General features: G+C 38.6%; 21 protein-coding genes. 11 read left to right on the top strand and 10 right to left on the bottom strand.

Annotated features, from left to right (window positions below):
- Positions 1 to 103 precede the first annotated feature (103 nt).
- From L1283_RS13705 to L1283_RS13715, 3 genes are all read right to left on the bottom strand, one after another.
- Positions 104 to 1,303, bottom strand: coding sequence for a pyridoxal phosphate-dependent aminotransferase (locus L1283_RS13705; protein WP_120334125.1), 1,200 nt, complete (start codon positions 1,301 to 1,303; stop codon positions 104 to 106).
- Positions 1,304 to 1,400: 97 nt separating this feature from the next.
- On the bottom strand, positions 1,401 to 1,775 hold the full coding sequence (locus tag L1283_RS13710) for a DUF1573 domain-containing protein (protein ID WP_075992841.1): 375 nt from the start codon (positions 1,773 to 1,775) through the stop codon (positions 1,401 to 1,403).
- A gap of 98 nt (positions 1,776 to 1,873) precedes the next feature.
- On the bottom strand, positions 1,874 to 2,839 hold the full coding sequence (locus L1283_RS13715) for a KpsF/GutQ family sugar-phosphate isomerase (RefSeq protein WP_145326867.1): 966 nt from the start codon (positions 2,837 to 2,839) through the stop codon (positions 1,874 to 1,876).
- A 101-nt stretch (positions 2,840 to 2,940) separates the two neighbouring features.
- On the opposite strand from L1283_RS13715, the gene recQ reads away from it, so the two are divergent.
- The 3 genes from recQ to L1283_RS13730 all read left to right on the top strand — a co-directional run bounded on the left by recQ (position 2,941) and on the right by L1283_RS13730 (position 7,140).
- The gene (gene recQ, locus L1283_RS13720; RefSeq protein WP_145326866.1) at positions 2,941 to 5,130 is read left to right on the top strand and encodes a DNA helicase RecQ; all 2,190 of its coding nucleotides are present in this window, start codon (positions 2,941 to 2,943) and stop codon (positions 5,128 to 5,130) included.
- A 15-nt stretch (positions 5,131 to 5,145) separates the two neighbouring features.
- Complete coding sequence (gene kdsA / locus L1283_RS13725; protein ID WP_120334127.1) at positions 5,146 to 5,961, top strand: 3-deoxy-8-phosphooctulonate synthase; 816 nt, start codon at positions 5,146 to 5,148, stop codon at positions 5,959 to 5,961.
- 84 nt (positions 5,962 to 6,045) lie between these two features.
- Positions 6,046 to 7,140 carry an SGNH/GDSL hydrolase family protein gene (locus L1283_RS13730; protein WP_145326865.1) on the top strand — a complete coding sequence of 365 codons (1,095 nt, stop codon included), beginning with the start codon at positions 6,046 to 6,048 and terminating at the stop codon, positions 7,138 to 7,140.
- A gap of 158 nt (positions 7,141 to 7,298) precedes the next feature.
- Here the strand turns inward: L1283_RS13730 and L1283_RS13735 are convergent, their stop codons facing one another.
- Positions 7,299 to 8,597 carry a DEAD/DEAH box helicase gene (locus tag L1283_RS13735; RefSeq protein ID WP_312352443.1) on the bottom strand — a complete coding sequence of 433 codons (1,299 nt, stop codon included), beginning with the start codon at positions 8,595 to 8,597 and terminating at the stop codon, positions 7,299 to 7,301.
- 53 nt (positions 8,598 to 8,650) lie between these two features.
- Positions 8,651 to 8,980: a DMT family transporter gene (locus tag L1283_RS13740; RefSeq protein ID WP_075992835.1), complete on the bottom strand. Its 330-nt coding sequence runs from the start codon at positions 8,978 to 8,980 to the stop codon at positions 8,651 to 8,653.
- Between the two features lie 203 nt (positions 8,981 to 9,183).
- Here L1283_RS13740 and L1283_RS13745 point away from each other — a divergent pair, with 203 nt between their 5' ends.
- The 6 genes from L1283_RS13745 to L1283_RS13770 all read left to right on the top strand — a co-directional run bounded on the left by L1283_RS13745 (position 9,184) and on the right by L1283_RS13770 (position 16,644).
- Entirely contained in the window at positions 9,184 to 11,379 is a 2,196-nt protein-coding gene (locus L1283_RS13745) for a sensor histidine kinase (RefSeq protein ID WP_312352444.1), read from the top strand.
- An 11-nt stretch (positions 11,380 to 11,390) separates the two neighbouring features.
- Positions 11,391 to 12,023, top strand: coding sequence for a response regulator (locus tag L1283_RS13750; protein ID WP_075992833.1), 633 nt, complete (start codon positions 11,391 to 11,393; stop codon positions 12,021 to 12,023).
- A gap of 333 nt (positions 12,024 to 12,356) precedes the next feature.
- Positions 12,357 to 13,637, top strand: a complete 1,281-nt coding sequence (locus tag L1283_RS13755) for a hypothetical protein (RefSeq protein ID WP_088161741.1) — start codon at positions 12,357 to 12,359, stop codon at positions 13,635 to 13,637.
- Between the two features lie 65 nt (positions 13,638 to 13,702).
- Positions 13,703 to 14,707 carry a YihY/virulence factor BrkB family protein gene (locus L1283_RS13760; RefSeq protein WP_088161740.1) on the top strand — a complete coding sequence of 335 codons (1,005 nt, stop codon included), beginning with the start codon at positions 13,703 to 13,705 and terminating at the stop codon, positions 14,705 to 14,707.
- A gap of 67 nt (positions 14,708 to 14,774) precedes the next feature.
- On the top strand, positions 14,775 to 15,314 hold the full coding sequence (locus tag L1283_RS13765) for a helix-turn-helix domain-containing protein (protein WP_088161739.1): 540 nt from the start codon (positions 14,775 to 14,777) through the stop codon (positions 15,312 to 15,314).
- Between the two features lie 106 nt (positions 15,315 to 15,420).
- The gene (locus L1283_RS13770) at positions 15,421 to 16,644 is read left to right on the top strand and encodes a retropepsin-like aspartic protease (RefSeq protein WP_088161738.1); all 1,224 of its coding nucleotides are present in this window, start codon (positions 15,421 to 15,423) and stop codon (positions 16,642 to 16,644) included.
- A 65-nt stretch (positions 16,645 to 16,709) separates the two neighbouring features.
- Here the strand turns inward: L1283_RS13770 and L1283_RS13775 are convergent, their stop codons facing one another.
- Positions 16,710 to 17,867, bottom strand: coding sequence for a Gfo/Idh/MocA family protein (locus tag L1283_RS13775; RefSeq protein ID WP_075992829.1), 1,158 nt, complete (start codon positions 17,865 to 17,867; stop codon positions 16,710 to 16,712).
- Positions 17,868 to 17,901: 34 nt separating this feature from the next.
- Positions 17,902 to 18,954: a sugar phosphate isomerase/epimerase family protein gene (locus L1283_RS13780; protein WP_075992828.1), complete on the bottom strand. Its 1,053-nt coding sequence runs from the start codon at positions 18,952 to 18,954 to the stop codon at positions 17,902 to 17,904.
- 347 nt (positions 18,955 to 19,301) lie between these two features.
- On the opposite strand from L1283_RS13780, the gene L1283_RS13785 reads away from it, so the two are divergent.
- Both L1283_RS13785 and L1283_RS13790 read left to right on the top strand, forming a co-directional pair.
- Positions 19,302 to 20,990, top strand: coding sequence for a GMC oxidoreductase (locus L1283_RS13785; protein WP_088161737.1), 1,689 nt, complete (start codon positions 19,302 to 19,304; stop codon positions 20,988 to 20,990).
- Between the two features lie 20 nt (positions 20,991 to 21,010).
- Entirely contained in the window at positions 21,011 to 21,580 is a 570-nt protein-coding gene (locus L1283_RS13790; RefSeq protein WP_088161736.1) for a gluconate 2-dehydrogenase subunit 3 family protein, read from the top strand.
- A gap of 29 nt (positions 21,581 to 21,609) precedes the next feature.
- Here the strand turns inward: L1283_RS13790 and L1283_RS13795 are convergent, their stop codons facing one another.
- The 3 genes from L1283_RS13795 to L1283_RS13805 form a co-directional block, all read right to left on the bottom strand.
- Positions 21,610 to 22,149, bottom strand: a complete 540-nt coding sequence (locus L1283_RS13795; protein WP_145326854.1) for a hypothetical protein — start codon at positions 22,147 to 22,149, stop codon at positions 21,610 to 21,612.
- Positions 22,150 to 22,291: 142 nt separating this feature from the next.
- Positions 22,292 to 23,002 carry a LytR/AlgR family response regulator transcription factor gene (locus L1283_RS13800; RefSeq protein WP_198385915.1) on the bottom strand — a complete coding sequence of 237 codons (711 nt, stop codon included), beginning with the start codon at positions 23,000 to 23,002 and terminating at the stop codon, positions 22,292 to 22,294.
- The gene (locus L1283_RS13805) at positions 22,995 to 24,170 is read right to left on the bottom strand and encodes a histidine kinase (RefSeq protein ID WP_088161734.1); all 1,176 of its coding nucleotides are present in this window, start codon (positions 24,168 to 24,170) and stop codon (positions 22,995 to 22,997) included. The genes L1283_RS13800 and L1283_RS13805 overlap by 8 nt, the downstream gene beginning before the upstream one ends.
- Positions 24,171 to 24,177 lie beyond the last annotated feature (7 nt).

Below are 24,177 nucleotides of genomic sequence, written 5' to 3' on the forward strand. Positions count from 1 at the left end.
TTTTAAAAATGCAAATAGAAGAGGAGTTTGTGGGAAGGAACTACAAAAAAGAAAAAGGCGGAACATGCCTGTCCCACCTTTCATAAGTCCTGTTATTTTGTTATTAATTTGTACGTCCCGGATACACTTGAAGAGCTTTCTCTAGGCAAACCAATGCTTTATTAAGATCATCTTGATTAAGCACATAGGCAAGGCGTACTTCATTTACACCAGCACCCTCCGTACTGTAAAAACCCGTAGCGGGAGCCATCATTACTGTTTCGTTATTGTAAGAGAACTCTTCCAACATCCATTGGCAGAATTTATCAGCATTGTCAATCGGTAGTTTGGCAACGACGTAAAATGCACCACCTGGGTTAGGAGAGTAAACTCCTTCAATGGCGTTAAGTCCTTTCACGAGGGTATCTCTTCTTGCTGTGTATTCTTTGGATACTGCTTCAAAGTAACTGTCTGGTGTATCAACAGCAGCCTCACCCGCAATTTGACCTTCCAGCGAAGGGCTTAAGCGAGCTTGCGCAAATTTCAGTGCAGTCTGATATAGCTCTTTATTTTTGGTAATGATACATCCAATACGCGCACCACAAGCAGAGTAACGTTTTGATACTGTATCAAAAATAACCACATTATTTTCGAGACCTTCTAAATGCATTGGTGAGATAAACTCTCTGCCATCGTAACAAAATTCACGGTAGGCCTCATCTGAGAAAAGGTAAAGATCATATTTTAGACAAAGTTCACGAAGAGCTTCGAGTTCTTCTCTGGAGTAAAGGTAACCCGTCGGGTTATTTGGATTACAGATGCAGATCGCTTTGGTTTTAGGGGTAATTACTTTTTCAAATTCAGCGATAGAAGGTAATGCAAATCCACTTTCAATATAGGACATGATTGGTTTGATTACAACATCAGAGGAACACGCAAAACCATTGTAATTTGCATAAAATGGCTCTGGAATGATAATCTCTTCTCCTTCATTTAAACAGGCTTGCATAGCGATCATAATCGCTTCTGAACCGCCATTCGTTACTAATATATCTGTTGGCTCAATATTATAATTTAGCTTATTATAATATTCTGCTAACTTATTTCGATAAGAGGCTGTACCTTCAGAAGGTGTATAGGCCCACACTTTGAACTGTATATTTTTCAAAGCATTAAGCATCACTTCAGGTGTTTGGATATCAGGTTGTCCGATATTGAGGTGGTATATCTTTTTACCTTCTTTTTTTGCTTGATCAGCATATGGCGTCAGCTTTCTAATAGGCGACGCAGGCATATTCAGCCCTTTTTCTGATATTACTGGCATTATAGTTTTTTTAAAATTAGTAGTGCAAAGCTAACCAAAATAAAACGAAAAAAGCCACATGATTATGTGGCTTTTTTCGTTTTATTTACGAGCATTGTTATTCTACAATGCCCTTAATATATAGCGTTTTTACAGGAGTCTTGGTGTTCGACTGTACGGTGAAACTCTTTGTGAATGGAGCTTTTGCCGCCGCATTGTAAGTTACTTTGATCGTTCCGCTTTCGCCTGGTTTAATTGGTGTTTTCGTAAATTCTGCTACAGAACATCCGCAGGTAGGCACAACATTTGAAATGATAATTGGCTCACTGCCTGTGTTTGAAAACTTGAAATTATACGAAACGGGCGTACCGGCCGGAATTTTGCCAAAATCATGGGTTTCTTTTTCGAATTTAAATTCCCCTTGTCCTGTCTGCATCGAAGAAAAACCTATAAAGGAAATGATCACTGCTAAGATTGTTATATACTTTTTCATGCTTCTAAAATATTACTTTACGATTAAAATAGTACAACTGATATGCCAAATTTAATATTTATTGCCAATTTATTGTACATCTAACAACTTTATTACAGTTATATTATACCTTCTTTCAATAGATCCTGTATGTGGATAACACCAGCATAATTCCCTTTGTCGGAAACCAGTAGTTGTGTGATGTTATTTTCACGCATAATATGGAGAGCATTGGCTGCCAATTCATTTTTGTCGATGATTTTTGGTGATTTTCCCATGATATCGGCGGCAGTAATTGCCGCTAAATTGGTGTGTTTCTCCAGCATACGACGGATATCACCGTCTGTGATGATGCCGAGTATGCGGTCAGCAGCCAACACCGCTACAGCTCCCAGTCTAAACTGTGTTATGGTGATGATGATATCACTTACAGTGGCTTGCGGTTGGACACTAGGTTTGCCGTTCTGATCGGATAGATCGCCGACTCTTAAGTACAGTTTTTTTCCTAATGCTCCTCCCGGGTGGTATTTTGCAAAATCTTTATCCGTGAAATCGCGGCACTCTTGTAAAACGACAGCAAGCGCATCGCCCATGGCTAGCTGAGCAGTTGTACTTGAAGTCGGCGCAAGGTTGTTAGGACAAGCTTCTTTCTCAACGGTGGTATTTAAAATATAGTCTGCATTTTTAGCGAGATAGGATTCCGTATTTCCGACCAAAGCAACCAAAACATTCTTTGTCTGTTTTAAAAAGGGGACAAGTACTTTAATCTCAGGTGTATTACCACTTTTAGAGATCGCAATAATTAAATCATTTTGTTGGATAATACCAAGGTCTCCGTGGATAGCGTCAGCTGCATGCATAAAGATCGATGGTGTGCCTGTCGAATTTAGCGTTGCAACTATCTTTTGAGCGATAATGGCACTTTTGCCGATTCCAGTTACAATGACGCGGCCCTGTAAATTTAGAATACGATCGACAACGGTAACAAAATCATCATCAATATATTGAGCTAAAGCAGCTACCGCCTTGGCTTCTTCTTGAATAGCTTGAATAGCTATATTTTTTATTTCGTAGTTGTTTTTCACAAAAAATACTCTTACTTTTATGTATTAGAATAGATTGCAAAAATAGATTATTTTTCAAGATTATTTCTTCATTTATCTATCTTATTTTTGCCCAAGGCGCAATGGAAATAGAAAAATCACTTTTCGACAATTTACAAGATTTTTTTGGTTTTGATACTTTTAAAGGGGATCAAGAGGCAATTATAACTAGTATTCTTCAACGAAGAGATACTTTTGTAATAATGCCAACCGGAGGAGGAAAATCAATTTGCTACCAGCTTCCTGCTCTTATGAGTGAGGGAACTGCAATTGTTATTTCTCCGCTGATTGCTTTAATGAAAAACCAGGTAGATCAGCTTCGTGCATTCGGTGGCGAAGATAGTATCGCTCATTTTTTAAATTCATCATTGAATAAGAGCGAAATTACAAAGGTTAAGGATGATGTACTCGCCGGGAAGACCAAATTGCTGTATGTAGCTCCAGAATCCCTTGCCAAGCAAGATAATTTGGAATTCTTACATCAGATTACCGTGTCTTTCGTAGCGGTTGACGAAGCGCATTGTATTTCGGAATGGGGGCACGATTTCAGACCAGAATATCGTAAAATACGCCAGGTAATCAACGAAATAGGTGCCAATATCCCTGTTATCGCTCTTACGGCGACTGCTACTCCTAAAGTTCAGTCGGATATCCGTAAAAATTTACAGATGAATGATGCTGTTTTATTTAAATCATCATTTAATCGAAGCAATTTGTATTACGAGGTGCGGCCCAAAAAGGATGTTGTTAAGGAGATTGTTCGTTTTATCAAAACCAAATCGGGTAAGACCGGTATTGTCTATTGTTTGAGCCGTAAAAAGGTAGAAGAAATCAGTGAGGTTTTGAACCTAAATGGCATCAAAGCCTTACCTTACCATGCGGGATTGGACGCTAAAACAAGAGCTGATACACAGGATAAATTTTTGATGGAGGATGTGGAAGTGATTGTTGCTACCATCGCTTTCGGTATGGGAATAGACAAACCTGACGTTCGTTATGTCATTCACCATGATATTCCTAAATCCATGGAGGGTTACTATCAGGAAACTGGACGTGCTGGACGTGATGGGGGGGATGGTTATTGTTTGGCTTTTTACTCGGAAAAAGATGTTGAAAAGCTGACCAAGTTTATGAAAGATAAACCTGTGGCCGAACGCGAGATCGGTACACAGATCTTAAAAGAGGTTATTGATTATTCGGAGTCTGCAGTATGTCGTCGTAAACAAATTCTTCATTATTTTGGAGAAAATTTTGACGAGCAGGGCTGTAATAATATGTGCGACAACTGCCGCTCGGAGAAAGAATATTTTGAGGCCGAAGACTCCTTGAAAAATGTACTGGGTTTCATTCAGGAGCAGGGCGAGAAATTTGATGATCATCACGTGATCAACGTCATGATGGGTCAAAATAATCAACCCGTATCTTCCTATAAACATGATGAACATCGTCTTTTCGGAACGGGTAAAGAGAAAGGTGTTATTTATTGGAAATCTTTGCTGAGACAGGCTGCGCTTGACAACTTTATCGAAAAAGATATTGATCACTATGGCCTTTTAAAATTGACAGATATTGGCCGTCATTATCTAGATAACCCTTATCAACTAAAATTTGTTTTGAATCGTCCAATAGAAGGAGGAGATAGCACAAATTCGGAAGATACAGGCCACGGCACAGGAGCCTTAGATACCGTCTTGTTGGGAATGCTTAAAGACCTACGCAAGAAAATTGCAAAAGGGAAGTCATTGCCTCCATTTGTCATCTTTCAAGATCCTTCGCTGGAAGAAATGTGTACACATTATCCAATTGCCATCGATGAGTTGAAACAGATCCAGGGAGTAGGGAATGGTAAAGCGATTAAATTTGGCGCACCATTTATTGCCTTGATCAAAGACTACGTTGAGGAAAATGAAATCGATAGACCCGTGGATCTTGTCATTAAAAGTACAGCAAATAAATCGGCATTAAAGGTATCTATTATTCAAAATATCGATCGTAAAATAGCATTGGATGATATTGCTTCAGCTAAGGGGATAACTTATGAGGAAATATTGAAGGAAATAGAAACGATTGTAAATGCGGGCACAAAAATCAATATCAATTATTTTATTGACGAGATTATTGATGAGGATCGCCAGGATGAGGTATATGACTATTTTAAGACAGCGGAGACTGATTCAATTAATGATGCGCTTAAAGAACTTGGAGGGGATGATTACAGTTATGAAGATCTCCAATTGATGCGAATCAAATTTTTATCAGAGCTTGGCAATTAATATTTTTATAATTATATGATTAACAAATACATTCCCGAAATAAAGAATGGGACATCGCAGAATTTCTTTTTAATGGCGGGGCCGTGTGCAATTGAGGGAGAAGAAATCGCTTTGCGTATTGCTGAAAAGATTGTTACAATTACAGATAAACTTAATATTCCTTACATTTTCAAGGGATCCTACCGTAAAGCCAATCGGTCCCGCCTAGATTCATTTATGGGAATAGGTGATGAAAAGGCGCTGAAGATTTTAGAAAAAGTAGGGAAAACTTTTGGTGTACCGACGGTGACAGATATCCATGAGAGCCACGAGGCAGAAATGGCAGCTGCATACGTTGACGTTCTTCAAATTCCAGCATTTTTGTGCAGACAGACTGATTTATTGGTTGCGGCGGCAAAAACGAATAAGGTGGTCAATGTAAAAAAAGGTCAGTTTTTGAGTGCGGGATCTATGAAATTTGCAGTAGATAAGATCGTGGAATCAGGAAATGAAAAGGTTTTTTTAACTGATCGTGGCAATACATTCGGCTATCAGGATCTCATTGTAGATTATCGAGGGATTCCCGAAATGCGTGCTTTTAACGTCCCAACAGTGATGGACTGTACACATTCCTTGCAACAACCAAATCAGACTTCTGGCGTAACAGGAGGAAAACCAGCCTTAATTGAAACGATAGCGAAAGCAGCTATCGCCGTGGGAGCTGACGGTCTGTTTATAGAAACACATCCTGATCCGGCAAATGCGAAATCTGATGGCGCCAATATGTTACATTTGGATTTACTTGAAGGCTTGATGGAAAAACTGGTACGAGTTAGACAAGCTATTTTATAGTATAATAAATAAATCACAATAAAAAGGAGCCAATAGGCTCCTTTTTTATAATCAATTATATCAAACTTAAAGCTAAATTATTATATGTTATCAAAAGTTGCGTTGACAGCGTTTTTTCTGTTGTCTTTTTCTGCCATTAAAGCGCAGGAGAATTATAGTTGGTTTTCTCCACTAGAAGATAAACATGTGGAAGGTAGGTTGGAGAATCAGAAGCTTTCAGCCTTCAACAGACTTCCCGATGAATTGGAAAGTCAGGTACGTAAACCAGTATGGGAGCTAGGTAAGAATAGCGCAGGATTCTATATTGACTTTCAAACTTCTTCGCCTGAGATTACAGTTCAATACCAAGTTGCCGGAGGCTTAAATATGCCCCATATGCCAACAACAGGTGTTAGTGGGCTGGATCTTTATGCTTATGATACGGTAAAGAAAGAATGGAAGTGGGCTTATGGCAGTTATGATTTTTCGGATACTATTTCTTATACGTGGAAGAATATTGGGCGCAATGAAAAATTTAATTATCGCTTATATCTTCCGCTCTACAATACTGTTAAGTGGTTAAAGATTGGTGTGCCAAATACGGCTAAATTAACGTATACTCATACCACAGCAGCAAAGCCCATTGTTGTCTATGGAACCTCGATCGGACAGGGGGCCTGTACAAGCCGTCCTGGTTTGGCTTGGACCAGTCAGGTAGGAAGGGCATTTAATAACGAAGTGATCAATTTATGTTTCTCTGGAAATGGTCGACTTGAACAGCCTATTTTAAATATGATGAACCAAGAAGATGCCGCCTGCTATATTCTCGATTGTATTCCCAATCTGGCTATTTCGAAATCGTTAACAGAGACACAATTGGATTCTTTGTTGGTCCATGCGGTGACATTTTTAAGAAAAGAACATCCCGCAACGCCTATCATTTTGACCCAGCATAGTTCGGGAAGTATAGCAGAAGTCTTTAATGAAGATAAAAATGCAGAGTATCAGCAAAGTAGCCGTGTACTGAAAGCTGCGTTTGAAAAATTACAATCGAAAGGGGTTCGCCAGCTTTTCTTATTGTCGAGCCAAGAGCTTAATCTGGATCTGAATTCGACTGTAGACTATGCTCATCCAAATGATCAAGGTATGGAAAGAATCGCAAATGCGTATATTAAATTATTGAAAAAAATTCTAAAGTAGGCTATTGTTAACGGAGACGCTCTGGATATGGGCGTTCGGAATTCACTGAATCAATAATAGGGCATCGTATATGAAACAGATTTATTGGATTAGCATACATCCGTCAGCACAAGAAATAAAAATAGAAAAGGGAAGCTTAAAACTTCCCTTTTCTATTTTTATTTCTTTTTCATTTTCATCGTCATTTTTGCCTTTTCACCACCCCCATAATTAAAGGTTTTGGCATTGCTTTCTTTCTTTTGGTGAAAAGCACCGCCACGGGAAAGATCTTCTTTATCTTCCTCCTTGCTCGACTTTTTCTTTTTGTCGGCGATGGGATTATAGATTGCAAGGTCCTCAGGCAATTCCAAAACATCCATTCTTTTACCGACGGCCTGTTCTATTTTTTTGACCATTGGTAATTCCAGATCTGTTGTGAAAGTCAACACGACTGATTCTTCATTATCGTCATTTTTAACAAGATGATTTAAGAATTCCTCCTTTTCATTCGGTAACTCAAATTGAAAAATGAATGGAATAGCGGAAAGGTCCACATCGTTTGTATTTTCCCGTGCAATAATCAAGACACGAGATTGATTATTTTCCTTGAAATCTTCCATGGTCTCGTAGCCAAGATCATCGTAGAACAATGGATTGAGGATAGCAATTTCTTCTTTATTGCTACTGAACAAACTGCTGGCCAACTTTTGGGCAGTAAGTTTCGAGTTTACAAAGACGATTACTTTTTGAAATACTTCTTTATCCTGCAACAGAAGATTTAATAAATTGATCTTTGTTGTGAAATTGGGAACATGATATAATAATAGATCCAGGGTGTCGACAGTGTCATTTTCAAGTTCATCTATTTCGACTGAGGCACAATTTTCATTCATGAAATTGTCGATCATGTCATAAAGTTTTTGGTGTTCAACAGTACTGAAAACCAAATGTTGTACCTTTCCACAGCTTTCGGCTAATTCCCTTACTGTATTTTGCATTCCTTGTTTGATAATCTCTTCAGCATCATCAATAATTAGTGTCTGAATACGGTTGAGATTCAAGGCCAATTTAAGATAGATCGCTCTTGCACGATTTGGAGTAGCTACAACAATATCTTTTCCATCAACCAGTTCTTCGATTTCTTCTTCCATGCTACCTGAAGCCCGTAATCCAATGATGCGAAGACCTTTATTTTTGCTTAATTGGTAGAATCTCTCAACAATTTCGTCGATACGTTCTTCATTAGGCGCCAAGATCAAAAACTTCGGAGCTTCATCTGTTGTGAATTTCAACTTCATCAAGGTAGATAAGACATAAGTTGTGGTTTTGCCAGCACCTTCCGGAGCGATGGCAATCACATCCTGTCCACCAAGAATTCTGGAAATGCATCTACTTTGAATTTCCTTTGGAGCTAAGTAACCGAGTTCGGTCATCGTAGCAGTCAATCTTTTGCTAAGTTTTAGTTTCTCTAACGACACGTATCCTTTTATTTATGTAAGTTACAAAAGTACAAATTTAGATCTTTGATCAGCTAATGTGCGCCCATTTTTGAAAAGAGATTAATAATAATGACTCCAACGACAATCAAGACCATGCCGATAATGGCTGCTGTATCGGGGATCTGTTTGAATAAGAACATACCAATCAGCGTAATGGCTACAATACCAACCCCAGACCAAATTGCATAGGATATTCCGACGGGGAGGTATTTAAGTGTGATACTTAAAAAATAGAAGGCAATAATATAACCTACAATACAGATAAGGGTAGGTTTTATAAGGGTAAAACCTGCAGACTTCTTTAGAAAAGTGGTTGCAAATATCTCAGCGGCTATGGCAAGAAAAAGATAGATGTACTTCATTGTTACAAAGGTACAATTTTTTGTTTGGTAAGGTTCGGTTAATTAGGTCAATAACAGCGAGAAGTTAAGTTTTTTTCGAGTGAATGAATTGCGTATAAGGGCAAATTTATCTAAGTTTGGCCAATTCACATAGCTAGAACAATTATTTTTTTATGGGGCATATTCAAAATTTTTGGAGATCGGTACTAATATTTTTTGTTTTTTTGTGCCTTTGTAGTGATATTCTTGCCCAAGAACAGCTGCAAGAGTTAAAGAAATCATATTACAGTCTTGCTTTAGGAAGCAAGGAGCGGTTTGTATTGACTGGAAAATATGCGCAGGCCTTATATTTTAATAATGAAAAAGTACTGGCCAGTCAACTGCTTAATGATAATATTCAGTTGGCAAGAAATTATCCTGACAAGCAATATTATGCTTATTTGAATTGTATTGCAGCAATGAACAGCTTTAACGATCATGCATATGAAAAATCACGGTATTATTTAGAACATGCTAAATCTGTGCTACCGATTGTCCGCGATAATGGAATTAAAGGCTATGTATATTATTGTGATGGATGGGTTATGACACGGCAGAATAAGGAGGATGAAGCCGTTTCTCAATTTCATAAAGCAATTTCATTTTTAGAGAAAGCTTCACAGACTGACGCAAATATCGCTCGAAAACTAGCCGTCTATAAGGAACTGACAGCAATATATGCAAACCAACGCAATTATGATTTTCAAGAAAAGTATACCTCTCTTTTGTTAGAAACGGCTAAAGAAGGGAAGAATGTCAATAGCCTATTTGACGCCTACATGCAGGCTGGTTATCTATTTGAAGAGGAGTATAGATCAAATAATGCAGATCGTGATCTATTGAGGAAAGCTGAACAACACTATCTTGAGGCTTATAATTTGATCAATAACAATGAGAAGCATCTGGTTAATCCGACTGATCTAGCGTATGTTTCAGTTAATCTAGCGAATCTGTACCATGAGTTTTATCCTGATAATGGCGGTAAGAAAGCGATATCCTACGCCAAACAGGCTTTAGATATTGCTGCTGAAACGGGGCAATATGCCATTACAATACCTGCTTATGGTATCCTCGCTGATGAGTCTTTCAAAGTGGGGCATCGCGAGGAAGGGAAAAAATATCTGCAGCAGGCACTGTACAATCTTCAAAGAGAGGCCCATTACGATTATCAAGTGGGGCTAAGCCTATTTAGTAGACTGGCTGAAGTAAGTGTTGAAGAAGGTAAATATGAAGAGGCTTTCAATTATCAAAAAAGCTACATAGATGTATTTGAAAAAGCATTTAATTCGGATAAACTCGATAAGACGAAGCAACTGGAGCTGAAGTATGAGCGTGAACTGCAAAACCAAAAGTTAATGCGGCTTCGATTGGAAGGGGAGAAAAAGGAACAGCAAATCAAGTTGATGAAAGCCTTGAATGATAGGCAGCATCAACTGGTGGAGAATTTGAAATTAAATGAACTGAATCGAACCCAGCAACTTAAAGTATTGCAGCTCGAACGGGATAAGAAGGAGCAGGATCTGCAATTAAGCCGGCTGGAAAATGAACAACGCTTACAGGAGCTTGATGTTTCCAAAAAACAGATTGCTTTCAAATCACGGATGAATTCGATCTATATCTGGTTATTTATCAGTTGTTTGATTGTGATCGTATTGTTATTTTACGCCTATTGGCAGCGTTCAAAGGCATTGAAACAAAAGGAACATTTGCATGAGCTTGAGATAGAAAAGAATAATCAACAACATGCCATTAAAAACCTGACTGCGATGTTGGCTGGGGAAGAGAAAGAGCGTACCCGTCTTGCTCGCGACCTTCATGATGGATTGGGAGGTTTACTGTCAAATACCAAATTGGGATTATCAGCCATCAATAAAAATGCTTTGGAGCAAGACACCATGAAAGCAGGAATCGATCGAAGCATTGATTTGCTAGACGGGGCTGTCGATGAACTTCGCCGTCTTGCGCATAATCTTATGCCCGATTTAATTGTAAAATATGGTTTGAAAGAAACTTTAAGAGACTATGCAAGCCGAATGAGTCAATCTACATGTCAAGTTGAATGTGAATTTTTACAATTTGAATCAAGCCTAAGTACGGAACAGGAGATTTCTTTGTATAGAATTATTCAAGAATTGGTGAATAACGCGTTGAAGCATGCCAATGCGACCAACATTTTAATACAGCTTTCTTCACATAATAAACGTTTACACATTACAATTGAAGATGATGGCAAGGGTTTTGATATGGAAAGTGTCGATTTGCAGCATTCTGCAGGAATGCATAATGTGCGATCAAGACTTTCGTTTCTAAACGGGGAAATGAAGGTTATGTCGGAGAATGGAGCGGGTACAACCATTGAATTGGAATTACCCATGATTTAAATTTTTGGAAAATGATAAAAATAGCGATTACAGACGATCACCCTTTGCTACTTGAGGGATTGAAAAACATAATAAATGCGCATGAGGATTTTGAAGTAGTGGGCATGTATTCGAGCGCGACTGAACTGTTCCATCGTATTGCCACTGATATGCCATTGGTATTGCTACTTGATATCAATCTACCGGATGCTAACGGTATCGATTTGGTTAAAGACCTGAAGGATAGTAATAAGGATTTAAAAATTATTGCGTTTAGTGTCCACAATGAATTTGCAGTGATCAACAGCATTTTAAATGAGGGGGCAAATGCCTATTTACAGAAAAATGCGAATGGTGATGAAATACTTGCTGCCATTTCCGCTGTTCTTGTTGGAAGAAGATATCTTTGTGAAAAAACTCAGGCTATCTTGAATAAGAAAGTGGAAATGGGGCTTAAGCAAGTGCCAAAATTAACACGTCGTGAGAAAGAAGTGCTTACTTTCGTAGCGCAAGGAATGACAACAAACCAAATTGCAGATTCATTGTTTATCAGTTCACATACGGTAGAAAGCCATCGCAAGAATCTAATGGAGAAATTTCAAACCAAAAGTGTTACTGCTGCAGTAAAATCGGCTATTGAATACGGATTAATTCGGGAAACCTAATTAAATTCCCCAATTCCCTGATTTCAGGGATGAAAAGATCTCCAGGCATTTGATACTTTTGCTATTACTGATTTAAAATAGGAGGTATCAAGTGCATTGTTGAAAACTAGTATTTTGCGCTATTTCAAGAGAAGACATTGTTTCGGTCTTCGATTCATTGCTCTATTTTAAGATTCATCGGTCTATTTTAAATAGAATCTGTTTCAGAACAAAATTTCGAATCTAGGTTTTTCTTAGAGCGCCTAATACTGCGAAATATAACTTTTTCAGCTTGAGGGATCTTTCAGAGGAGCTTTTAGGAGATAAACAACCAAAATTACTGATTCAATTGATATGATTAAAAAAATAATACTTTGGACGGTAGCTGTCCTCGTACTTTTGGCGATCGTTGCCTGGGGCGGTTACATACTACGACAGCAAGAATCCTACAAATCATTGGTCCATAAAAAAAGTAAGGCTTTGTTGACCGTATCATTAGATGATATTCTTTTGAATCAGTTTTTTAATAAATGGCAGTCAGCGCCGAAAGAGGGGCAAGATTTTGGCCAAAAACTAAGTAAACTCAAAGACAACGGAATTGATATCAAAGCGAATGTATTTCTTTTTGCTTTGGAGCCCCATCCCAAAAACTTTTATGCTTTTTTTCAGCTAAAGGATAAGCAACAATTTTTGACCTTTCTAAAAGATGTGATACAGGTTGGTGCAGTGGAAAGTAATCTAGTCCCTGATGTGAGCTATGCCTATCATCAACCGAGCAAAATCGCATTTATCTGGAAAGGGGATGATCTGCTGCTAAGTCTAGGCTTTGATCTTGATACAAAGAAAGAAGAAATGCTTCAGCTAATTCAATCAAAAGAAGACCGGGTTACCATCGAACAATTTATTAACCGTCCAAGTACATTGACAGGTAAATCACTGCGTTATAGTGATATTTCAACGGATAATTTTATTGAGCTTGATTTGAAAGGAAACCATCTCGATGTGTCTGGCGAATTTTTCTCAACAGATTGGAACTTTCCGAAGGAATATCTTGTTAGAGAACTTGTTTCCGCAAAATACATAGGTAAAGCTTGGATCAATATCCCTAATAGTCAACTTAAAAATCAGCTAAAGCAATTAGTTAGCGAACTTCCTATAGCCGCTGATTCTATTATGGCACATTTGGATGGAAATTACGTCGATATTGAAATTTTGAAAAACAAGGTCATTCAAATAGATACCATTATTAATTATGCGGTTGACGAAAATTTCGAAACGATCGAAGAGAAAACACCCTACGAAACGAAAGTTCCCGAAGTAAGATTAGCGATTCGTGGAGATAACGACATGCGCAGGTTCCTCCCCAGTAAATTATTTTATCAATGGTTTCAAAAACAAGATAAGGAGTTTAGTCTGCTGACCACGTCAAAGGATATAGATAAACTTAATGTGGCTTACAATAAAACAGCTGAGCTATCCCATGTTGCAGTTCATTTGGTAGATTGGCCAAATGAAGCTAAAATATCACCGATTCTATTATTGAAAACCATCGCTTCAGATATTACGCTGAGTCTGAAAGTTGTAGACCACAATCGCTTGGTTCTCCAGGGAACTATAGCGGACTACTCGCATTAAAACACACTAATTACAAACTTTCTTCGCTTCTCAATGGTTTGTTCTTGAGTACAAAGTACAAGAACATGGATGAACGAACTAAAAGTAGAAGTAAGGTGAAAACCTATTGGCGAATTTTAAAAAGTACGGTCTTGGGATTTTTGAATGAGGATTCGATGAAGTATAGTGCTTCATTATCCTATTATACTGTTTTCTCTATTGGTCCAATATTGGTTTTAATGATTGCCTTAGCCGGAATTTTTTATGGTGAGGATGCGATTGAAGGGAAAGTATTCTTGGAACTCCGTGGATTGGTGGGAAGCAGTGCCGCAAGACAGATTCAAGAGGTTATTCAGAATTTGCAACTTTCAGGAAAGTCAAACCTGGCATTGCTTGTCAGTAGTATTACATTGATTTTAGGAGCAACGACTGTTTTTGGGGATATACAGAATTCGATCAATAAGATTTGGCATGTAAGGGCGAAGCCGAAAAAAGGCTGGCTAAAATTGATTCAGGATAGATTATTGTCTTCATCTTTGGTAATTGGTTTGGGGTTCTTGTTAGTTGTTACATTGATTGTAAATGGTGTAATATTAGCATTGACAGATCAGCTACAGCATTATTTTCCGGACATAACGGTGATGTTAATGGATGGGATTAACTTTGCATTGTCCTTCGGAATTATATTCTTGTTATTTAGTGTCATATTTAAAGCGCTTCCGGATGTCAATATACATTGGCGGACAGTACGTGCGGGCGCCTTATTTACTTCAATTTTATTTGTATTGGGACGTTATTTAATTGGAGTCTACCTGGAGCATTCTGCAACCCAAGATACGTATGGAGCGGCAGGTTCATTTGTGCTGATCCTTCTCTGGGTCTATTACACAGCAGCCATTTTATATTTTGGTGCAATCTACACAAGGGAGTATGCCACTGTAATGGGAATCCCTATTGAACCCTCGCAATATGCTGTGCACGTTGAAACGCAGGAAATTGAGCGTAATGTAACCGAAATACCTCCAGCTCCTTTAACGCTTGACGAGCAGACGGTTACCGAAGAGGATGCTAACTTTCCCAAGAAACCATAAACTTTAGATTTGATGAATTTTTACGGCCAAATTCTGTAAATTTGGTCGTAAGATCGATCTATTGTTTATGAACAAATTACAATTATTACGTGAGAAACTCAATTTAACCCAAGAGGAACTAGCACAAAAATCAAGTATTTCAGTAAGAACAATTCAGCGGATTGAAGCGGGGCAGCCACCCAAGGGCTACACCCTTCGTGCACTTGCACAGGCATTGCATGTGGACGAATCGGAGTTTTCCGCATATGATATGCCTGCTGAATCCGAAAATCTCACATGGATCAAGATTATCAACCTTTCTTCCTTACCCTTTTCTATATTGCCTCCATTAAATGTTCTGGTGCCCATTGCAATCATGCTGTTAAAAAAACAGCATTCGTATAAGGTCCGTCAGTTAATCTCAATACAAATCTTATCTACCTTAATCGCGGTGTTACTGATGCTTGTTATTTTTATACTCAACGATTGGCTAGGTATTAAAAGCAATGTGAAATTGCTTATTCCGCTATGTTGGATCCTTATGAATATAATCGTTATACTGCGAAATGCGATCGGATTAAATAAAGGTGAAAATGCACGGATTTTGCCCGATATTTGTATTTTATAGCGACTATTATACAATTGTCGGGTAACTGTCGGGACATTGTCGGGATGCAAAAGTGTACTCTTCGTCTGGTATTTTTTTTCTTTGATCTTGAAAAAAATACAAAATTATGAAAACACGCTATCAAAAAAGGAAAAGCCATATGGCCTTGGCTACCTTTGTTATTTTTCTTTCTCTTTTTACGATGACGAACGTCTTTCCACAAAATAGGATACCTTTGATCAAAGCTTCATCTGAGAAAGTCGGTATTAAAGATGGCGCCTATTGCCATGTCGACTGGAAATTAGATCCTAAAGCAAACCCTGATGTCTATTTCGTGAATATTCCAACGAAAGAAAGCACAGTCGTTTTTAAAACAGATCAGGAGGAATTAACTGTTATGACTAAACCTGGAGCAATGTATGAGTTCATCGTACTATTGAATGGTACGGATTCTTGTCACATTCGTATAAATGCTCAACTACCACCTGATCTACCTGTATTGGATCAAAATGATCCGTTTCCTATGCCAATACCTTTTCGTCTTATTGGCTCAAGGATTTTCCTGAATGGAACAATTAACAAGAAAAATGTCGCGATACAGTTTGATTTAGGAGCAGGAACAGGTGTTGTTAATAGAAATAACTCAAAGCAGCTGGATTTATCATTTTCATCGTTTACGACAGTTTCGAATACCGACGGGGTCAATAGCGAGCGGACAAGCCTAGGCAATCAATTGCGTATTGGGTCTATGGTATGGAAAAATGTATCAATGACAGAGGTCGGCAATATGAAGTCCTTTGAAGATCTTATTATAGGTAACAGTTTCTTTCGAAATCACATTATTGAAATCGATTATGACAAAATGGAATTGGTAATTCATCGCGATCTCCCCACCAAAGCAAAGGAGTATACAAAGCTTCCGATATTTTACGAACAAAATCGACCAAAGTTTAAAGCTGCTTTTAGACATAATCAACGGCAATTTGATTTTTGGTTCCTTTTTGATACAGGTCGTGATGGCACGATGTTGTTAGGTGAAGATTTTACCAGTATAGGACACAATTGGGACGATCTAGAGCCACTTACCATGATCAGTAACCGGAAGATTATCCGTTTGAATGCTTCAATAGCTGGTGTTGAATTTAAAGATATTGTGACGAATGCCGCTGATCCGGCCAAGCGTAATGGCAGACCAAGTTTATTTGGAAATCAGATTCTGAACCATTTTAATGTCATTTTGGATAATCAGGAAGGATTTCTTTATCTGAAACCAAATGGTAGGATCAAGGAACCTTATTCAAACTATGAGGGATATTTGAACCAGATGTCTCAGTCAATACAGAAAAATTAAAGTGTGCAGCCAATGTCGTTTGTTCAGGTAGCAAATGACATTGGCCACTTATGGTAAGTATATATCTAACGAATAAAATCGGTCCATTTTTGTGTTGATTTTCCCGAGGCAATCACAGTTTCTAGGAACTTCATGCCACGCAGACCATCAGCTACGGTAGGAAAATCTGTATCTTCTTCTCGCGGCTCTATACCTTGCATAGATGCCAATAGCGTGGCTGCAAAATTTCTATAAATATTGGCAAATGCTTCTATATATCCTTCGGGGTGACCGGCTGGTAGACGGATGTTATGTTTGGCGATTGGTGAAAGGTACTGTTGACCTGCACGAAATAGCTGGGTCGGCGCATCGAGCTGTTTAAAGATGAGTGTATTTGCATCCTGCTGGTTCCATTCCAATCCCCCAAGTTCACCATATACTCTAATTTTTAATGCGTTTTCTTCTCCTGCGGCAACTTGAGATGCCGATAGTACGCCTGTGGCTCCATTTTCGAATCCAAGTAATATATTGCCGTCATCTTCAAGTTTTCTTCCGGTCACAAATGTTTGAAGATCGGCGCACATTTTAGTGATTTTTAAACCTGAAATATATTCTGCTAGATGGGCAGCATGTGTTCCAATATCGCCCATACAACCACTTTTCCCACTCTTTTCGGGATCTGTTCGCCAAAAGGCCAAAGAAAGACCATTTTCGATCATCTTACTGAGCCAACCCTGCGGATATTCTACCATAATCTTTCTAATCGAACCTAATTGGCCCCCTTTGACAAGATGACGAGCTTGTTTTACCATCGGATAGGCCGAGTAGGTGTATGTAACACAGAGTATCAATCCTGTTTCAGCTACCTTTTGTTGGAGCAATACGGCCTGTTCTGTTGTCAGCGTCATCGGCTTTTCAAGCACGACATGGAATCCATGTTCCAGCGCCATCATTGCTGGTTCAAAATGAGCAAAATTCGGCGTGACTATACTGACAAAGTTCATGCGGTCATCCGCTGGGCGCTTACTTTCCTTGACAATCATTTCCTGATAACTTCCATAGCTCCTTTCCTCTGGAAGACCTAAAAGCGCGGCGGATTCTTTTGCAACGAGGGGATCAGCGCTCAGTGCGCCGCAACATAATTCAATCTGACCATCAATTCCTGCAGCCATACGATGTACAGCCCCAATAAATGCATTTTTTCCACCGCCGACCATGCCCATTTTTAGTTTTGTATTGTGCATAAAGTTGAATTTTTAATGCCGATATCTTTTGTAATTATAAACCCAATAGTTTACGGTTAAGGCTATCATTGGTTTCGACGGCAGCAAAATTATCGAATGCCTTGTCAGTAACACGGATAATATAGTCTTTAATATGCAGCGCGCCTTCCCGCGCACCATCTTCAGCATTCTTGAATGCACATTCCCATTCCAGTACAGCCCAGCCTTGATAATCATATTGTGTGAGTTTGGTAAATATAGATTTGAAATCCACTTGGCCATCACCAATTGATCTAAAACGACCGGCTCTTGACTGCCAGCTCTGGAAGCCACCATAGACACCCTGACGACCAGAAGGATTGAACTCAGCGTCTTTAACATGAAACATTTTAATTCGCTCATGGTAAATGTCGATGAATTGAAGATAGTCAAGACATTGAAGAACAAAATGGGAGGGATCATAGAGAATGTTTGCCCGCTTGTGGTAATTTACATTTTCGAGAAATAAGTCAAAAGTAGCACCGTCATGGAGATCTTCTCCAGGGTGTAATTCATAACATAGGTCGACATCATACAAGTCACATTCATCGAGAATGGGTAACCATAATTTTGCAAGTTCAGCAAAACCCGTTTCGATAAGGTTAGCTGGTCTTTGTGGCCAAGGGTATATAAATGGCCATAGAAAGGCGCCACTAAAGGTTGCTAGCGCTTTAAGTCCGAGGTTGTTGGAAGCTTGTACGGCATATTTTAATTGCTGGATCGCCCACTGTTGTCTTGCTTGAGGGTTACCATGTAAATGCTGTGGTGCGAAGGCATCAAATAGATCATCGAAACTTGGATTCACAGCCACCAATTGCCCTTGGAGATGGGTTGAAAGTTCGGTGATTTCCAATCCAAATGACTGTACTTTAGCTTTTAGATCAAGTGCATAGCTTTTATCGAGCGCTGCTTTTTCTAGATCGATAAAACGGGCATCCAAAGTTGGTAGTTGTATACCCTTATAGCCAAGGGCTGCTGCCCACTGGCAGATTGAGTCCAAAGAGTTGAACGGAGCTTCATCACCGATAAACTGTGCGAGAAAGATGGCAGGACCTTTAATTGTTGTCATATGTATTGTGTTTTGAAAAAGACTATATTACGTACAAAACAGATCAATATTCCAATGCGATGGAAGAAATGGCTCAGTCTGTCGTTTATACTTTATAATTTGGTTATCCAAGCTACCTGCTTGTTTAATACAATATTACAAAAATTTGCAACCGGTTGCAATAAAATCAAAAAAAAACCTTAAACTTGTTTAGACGATTCATGCTTACACTTTCCAAAATATAAGAATGGAGCGTCTAAACTAGGTATAACTGTCAGGCATCTTTGCAGCGCTTGATTGTGGAGGAGACTTTATTTTAAAGGGAAACTTCCCTTTGAGTAATAACCAAATAAACCAATTATAAATAAATGGCAAATAATGTTTATGATGCAATTGTCATCGGGTCTGGGATCACAGGTGGCTGGGCAGCCAAGGAACTAACGGAACGTGGATTGAAAACCATCATGTTAGAAAGAGGACGCAATATTGAGCATATCAAAGATTACCCATCACCAAACAAAGATCCTTGGGAATTTCCGCATCGGGGTCGGGTACCTTTGGATCGAGCACAGCACTACTTACCTTTTGGAATTAAAAATCAATGGATGAACGAAGGGAACATCGACTTTTGGACTAATGAGACAGAAAGTCCATATAAGGAAATAAAACCCTTTAATTGGTTCAGGGGCTATCACGTTGGCGGTCGCTCGCTTATGTGGGGGCGGCAGAGTTATCGATGGTCGGATGTTGATTTTGAGGCAAATAGCAAAGACGGGCATGGTATTGACTGGCCGGTACGTTATAAAGATATAGCACCTTGGTATAGTCACGTTGAGAAATTTGCGGGTATTTCAGGTAATAGAGACGGTATAGCGGTGCTGCCCGATGGCGAATTTATGCCGCCAATGGATATGAATATTGTGGAAAAAGATCTTGCTGCGCGCTTGAAATCGCGTTATCAGGGAAAAAGACACTTTATAATTGGCCGGGTAGCCAACATAACAGTGCCCCATCACGGCCGTGTTAATTGCCAATACCAGAACAAATGCTGGCTGGGTTGCAATTTCGGCGCTTATTTTAGCACACAGTCTGCAACATTGCCCGCAGCAGTGAAGACTGGAAAACTTACCCTAAGACCACTTTCAATTGTAAAAAGCATTATTTACAATCGCGATACGCAGAAAGCTAAAGGAGTCGAAATTGTTGATGCGGAGACGAATCAAACCTACGAGTATTTTGCTAAGATTGTTTTTGTATGTGCTTCGACTTTAAATTCCACCTGGGTGTTAATGAATTCAGCTACTGATGTATGGGAAGGTGGTCTTGGGAGCAGCAGTGGTGAACTGGGACATAATCTGATGGATCACATGTTAAATAGTGGAGCTGGGGGAAGAGTTGAAGGATTTGAGGATAAATATATTTTTGGGCGACGCGCCAATGGATTATATGTACCCCGATTTGCCAATATTGCCGGCGATACCAAGAAGAGAGATTACATACGTGGTTTTGGCTATCAGGGCGGAGCTTCAAGGGGACAATGGTCAGGTAAGGTCGATAATAAGCGCGTGGGTGGGGCTTGGAAAGATGCTATCGCCGAGCCCGGAAGCTGGGGAGTAGGTTTTACTTCATTTGGCGAAATACTTCCATATCACGAAAATAAAGTCGTATTGGATTCATCTGTAAAAGATAAGTGGGGGCTTCCTGTATTGGCTATAGATGCAGAGATTAGGGATAATGAGCGGAAAATACGGATTGATGCAAGCAATGAAATGAAGGAAATGTTGGAATCTATTGGTGTCAAAGACGTAACAACCTATGACAACGGGTTTAGTATGGGACAGGGAATTCATGAAATGGGAACAGCACGGATGGGCAATGATCCGAAAACCTCGGTATTAAACAAATTTAACCAAGTATGGGATGCTAAAAATGTTTTTGTGACAGACGGGGCCTTTATGACTTCGTCTTCCTGTGTGAATCCATCGCTTACCTATATGGCATTTACTGCAAGGGCCGTAGATTTTGCTGTTAATGAATTAAAAAAAGGGAATCTTTAATATTTTATGATGCAATAATTATGAATAGACGAGAAGCAATACAACGTGTGGCCATGCTCATGGGAGGAACAGTTATTGGTGCTTCGTTATTTTTGGAAGGATGCCAGAGGTCTGCTTCGAAAGATATAGAAATGCTCTTTGATCCAAAATCAATCGATTTTTTGGGAGATCTCGCGGAGGCGATTCTTCCTAAAACTACTACCCCAGGGGCGAAAGAAGCTGGGGTAGGTTCTGAAATTCCCGTTCTAGTGCGAGACTGCTATAAACTTGAAGAACAGCAGGTTTTTTTGACTGGATCAGCCGGAATTGACGAACGTGCCAAGAAAGAATTCGGGCGTAATTTTCAGCAACTCGACAAAAAAGACCAAACTGCTTTTGTTGATATTTTGGACAAGGAAGCGCAAGATTACGATAAAAAGAAAGCAGCTAATGAACTGCCCCATTTTTTTACGCTGTTTAAACAGCTTACACTGCTTACTTTTTTTAGCTCAAAATTAGGCGCTACGGAAGTGTTCCGTTATGTGAAAATCCCAGGGAAATATAACGGCGATTTCCCTTATCAAAAGGGTGATCATGCTTGGGCAACCTAGCTAATAAATTGTATATTGACCCCTTGTCTTTAATTGGCAGCGGGGTCAATTAAAGAGGTTGTCAAGCCTATGAACTTTAAAAGATTTTTGCTATCGAAAAGTAAAGTGGTAAAATGTGTCCCTGTTTTCATTGTTAGTCTGGTACCACCCGGAAAAGAGCTTCCAGCATCAAGTTTTTCCTTTTTAACATTGTGTCGGCTGAATTTTGAGAGCGCCTCTTTGACTGTTGTTTTATTGATCGCAAGATCAAAAGGCAACCCTTCGACAACCAGAAACTTGTCTTCAGGGATATCAAAAAATAGTTCATTGACGGATTTATCAGCCCCATAATTGCTATAAAGTTCCAAGCCGGATTTTGTGATCCATTTTGCATACTTTTCTTCGTTGGCATCTTCATAGAAGACTGTTTTTACGTTTAATGTAGCCGCTATTTTATCTATTGTCTGGGGAAATACAAATTCACTGTTTTTATTTAGCAATGATTTTAACTCCGCTTTGTTCTGCGCGAAAGTCGTTGCAGCAAAAAGGAAAAGGCCTATATTTAATGTAAATGCTTTTATCTTCATCATATCCTTGTTATATGTTTGGCAGTTGTTTATGTCCGTTAGATTAAAATTAATCAAACGAGTAACAATATACAATAGTGCTTTATACTTGTTTTGATAGCGGGATCAACCAAAGTTTTCAGCATGCGTATCGCCTATAATCGATCTAATTTAATCCTAAAAGCGCATATAAGAGATCTTTTTTATTGCTCGCAATGGGGATAGTTTTTCCATTTGAAAGCTGGACTATATTTCCATTTAAAGATTGTATGCTATCTGTATTGACAATGAATGCTCTATGAATTCGAAAGAAACTGGTGTTATGTAAAATTTCTTCCATCGCCTTAAGGGTAGATAGGGTTTGATGTGCACTGTTATGTGTGACAATATTCAAATAGTTTCCCTGAGCTTCAATATATAGAACATCATTAAGCATAATCTTTATAAATTTATTTTCACTTTTTATAAAAATTCGTTCTGTTTTTATTGGGTGGTTATTTAGTTTGTTAAAGGGTGATATTTGTTCCTTTACTCTATTTGCAGCTTTCAAAAAGCGTTCAAATCGAATGGGTTTAATAAGGTAATCTACGGCACCTTTTTCAAATCCGTCAATGGCGAAATGTCGATGGGCAGTTATAAAAATAAAGTAAGGTTTTTGGGCCAGCGTTTCCAACAGATCTAAACCAGTTAAGCGGGGCATCTCAATATCGCTAAACACAATATCGATCGGATTTTCCTGCAGGAAAGCCATTGCCTCCAGTGGCTTACTGAAGGTCTTTTTTAATTCCAAAAAAGGTACTTGTTCGACGAAATCCGTAATAAGTTCAATGCCTAAAGGTTCATCATCGATGATGATGCAACTATATTTTTCAATCATGTGGTAATGCGATATTCAATGCAACGCTAAATTCATTGGAGCTATCTATGATGTGAAGGTCGCTTTGGTTTGGGTAAATCAATTGTAAACGCTTTTGTAAATTTTTAATACCGATACCCGTAAAGCTAGGTGTTTTCACGGTATTGAATACATCTTTGTCATTTTTTATTTTAAAGGCAACCTGATCTTTGCTGATGTGAATAGTAAGTATGACAAAGGATGCTTCTTCGTTTTTTAGCCCATATTTAAATGCATTTTCGATAAGGGTGAAGGTCAATAACGGAGCAATCGTTAAGGCGTGAGCATGCGCTCGCCCCTCTATATTTAGTTCAATCTTATATGATTTTGGGTAACGCATTTTTTCCAATGAAAAGTAATTCTCTATAAAATCCAGCTCTTTAGCTAAGGAGACGTATTCTGCATCCGAATCGTATAGTGTATATCCCATAATTTCGGATAAATTTAATACGACCTCAGGTGCTGTGTCGTCTTTTTTTAGCGTCAAACGATAGAGGTTGTTGAGCGTGTTGAACAAAAAATGTGGATTGAGTTGCGCTTTTAAAAAAGCCTTCTCTACGCTAATATTTTCCAATAACAATTTTGACTTCTGCTCTAGGATTCGCATTCGGTCTTTATTTATTCTTCTGATGTCTATTAATATTTTGGTAAAGAAAAAAGGAGACAATGAATAGATAACCGACAATGCATTTAATAGCACCGCTTTAAAGCTGAATACGGACCACAGGTTGGGAATGAAATCCTTTTCCTTACCCATTAATGGATACAAATTAGAAATATCAAAATCATATTTGTAAGCTAGCACATAAAACAAATTATTGATAAATAACCAAATAAAAATACATACTGGCGCAGTTAAGAAAGGTAATATCCATAAATTTAAGTTCCTCGCGTAAGGTATAACCAAGTAGAAAAATAGGTAAAACACAACAAGAGAAGACAATAAAACACGCGATGACAAAAATATTGATTGGTTTGAGGATATTCCAGTTACATAATAGTAGTTGCTGAACAGGAGCAGGGTAAATGTAAACCACATTCCAAAATGAAGTAGGATACGTACATTCGTTGTATAAAAAGTATCGAAATCTTGCTTCCTGAAAAATGTATCTGCTTTAGTGATGTATTGATTAAGTCGAGATTGTTTCATAAATCCT

Source organism: Sphingobacterium sp. HSC-15S19 (genome assembly GCF_050433745.1).
In the GTDB taxonomy this organism is placed as follows: domain Bacteria; phylum Bacteroidota; class Bacteroidia; order Sphingobacteriales; family Sphingobacteriaceae; genus Sphingobacterium; species Sphingobacterium siyangense.

Bases quoted from the DNA above. Each gene is read 5' to 3' on its own strand.
- L1283_RS13805 (WP_088161734.1), bottom strand. From the start codon at position 24,170: ATGAAACAATCTCGACTTAATCAATACATCACTAAAGCAGATACATTT.
- L1283_RS13710 (WP_075992841.1), bottom strand. From the start codon at position 1,775: ATGAAAAAGTATATAACAATCTTAGCAGTGATCATTTCCTTTATAGGT.
- L1283_RS13750 (WP_075992833.1), top strand. From the start codon at position 11,391: ATGATAAAAATAGCGATTACAGACGATCACCCTTTGCTACTTGAGGGA.
- L1283_RS13755 (WP_088161741.1), top strand. From the start codon at position 12,357: ATGATTAAAAAAATAATACTTTGGACGGTAGCTGTCCTCGTACTTTTG.
- L1283_RS13785 (WP_088161737.1), top strand. From the start codon at position 19,302: ATGGCAAATAATGTTTATGATGCAATTGTCATCGGGTCTGGGATCACA.
- L1283_RS13795 (WP_145326854.1), bottom strand. From the start codon at position 22,149: ATGATGAAGATAAAAGCATTTACATTAAATATAGGCCTTTTCCTTTTT.
- L1283_RS13790 (WP_088161736.1), top strand. From the start codon at position 21,011: ATGAATAGACGAGAAGCAATACAACGTGTGGCCATGCTCATGGGAGGA.
- recQ (WP_145326866.1), top strand. From the start codon at position 2,941: ATGGAAATAGAAAAATCACTTTTCGACAATTTACAAGATTTTTTTGGT.
- L1283_RS13770 (WP_088161738.1), top strand. From the start codon at position 15,421: ATGAAAACACGCTATCAAAAAAGGAAAAGCCATATGGCCTTGGCTACC.
- L1283_RS13730 (WP_145326865.1), top strand. From the start codon at position 6,046: ATGTTATCAAAAGTTGCGTTGACAGCGTTTTTTCTGTTGTCTTTTTCT.
- kdsA (WP_120334127.1), top strand. From the start codon at position 5,146: ATGATTAACAAATACATTCCCGAAATAAAGAATGGGACATCGCAGAAT.
- L1283_RS13705 (WP_120334125.1), bottom strand. From the start codon at position 1,303: ATGCCAGTAATATCAGAAAAAGGGCTGAATATGCCTGCGTCGCCTATT.
- L1283_RS13760 (WP_088161740.1), top strand. From the start codon at position 13,703: ATGGATGAACGAACTAAAAGTAGAAGTAAGGTGAAAACCTATTGGCGA.
- L1283_RS13740 (WP_075992835.1), bottom strand. From the start codon at position 8,980: ATGAAGTACATCTATCTTTTTCTTGCCATAGCCGCTGAGATATTTGCA.
- L1283_RS13780 (WP_075992828.1), bottom strand. From the start codon at position 18,954: ATGACAACAATTAAAGGTCCTGCCATCTTTCTCGCACAGTTTATCGGT.
- L1283_RS13765 (WP_088161739.1), top strand. From the start codon at position 14,775: ATGAACAAATTACAATTATTACGTGAGAAACTCAATTTAACCCAAGAG.
- L1283_RS13775 (WP_075992829.1), bottom strand. From the start codon at position 17,867: ATGCACAATACAAAACTAAAAATGGGCATGGTCGGCGGTGGAAAAAAT.
- L1283_RS13800 (WP_198385915.1), bottom strand. From the start codon at position 23,002: ATGATTGAAAAATATAGTTGCATCATCATCGATGATGAACCTTTAGGC.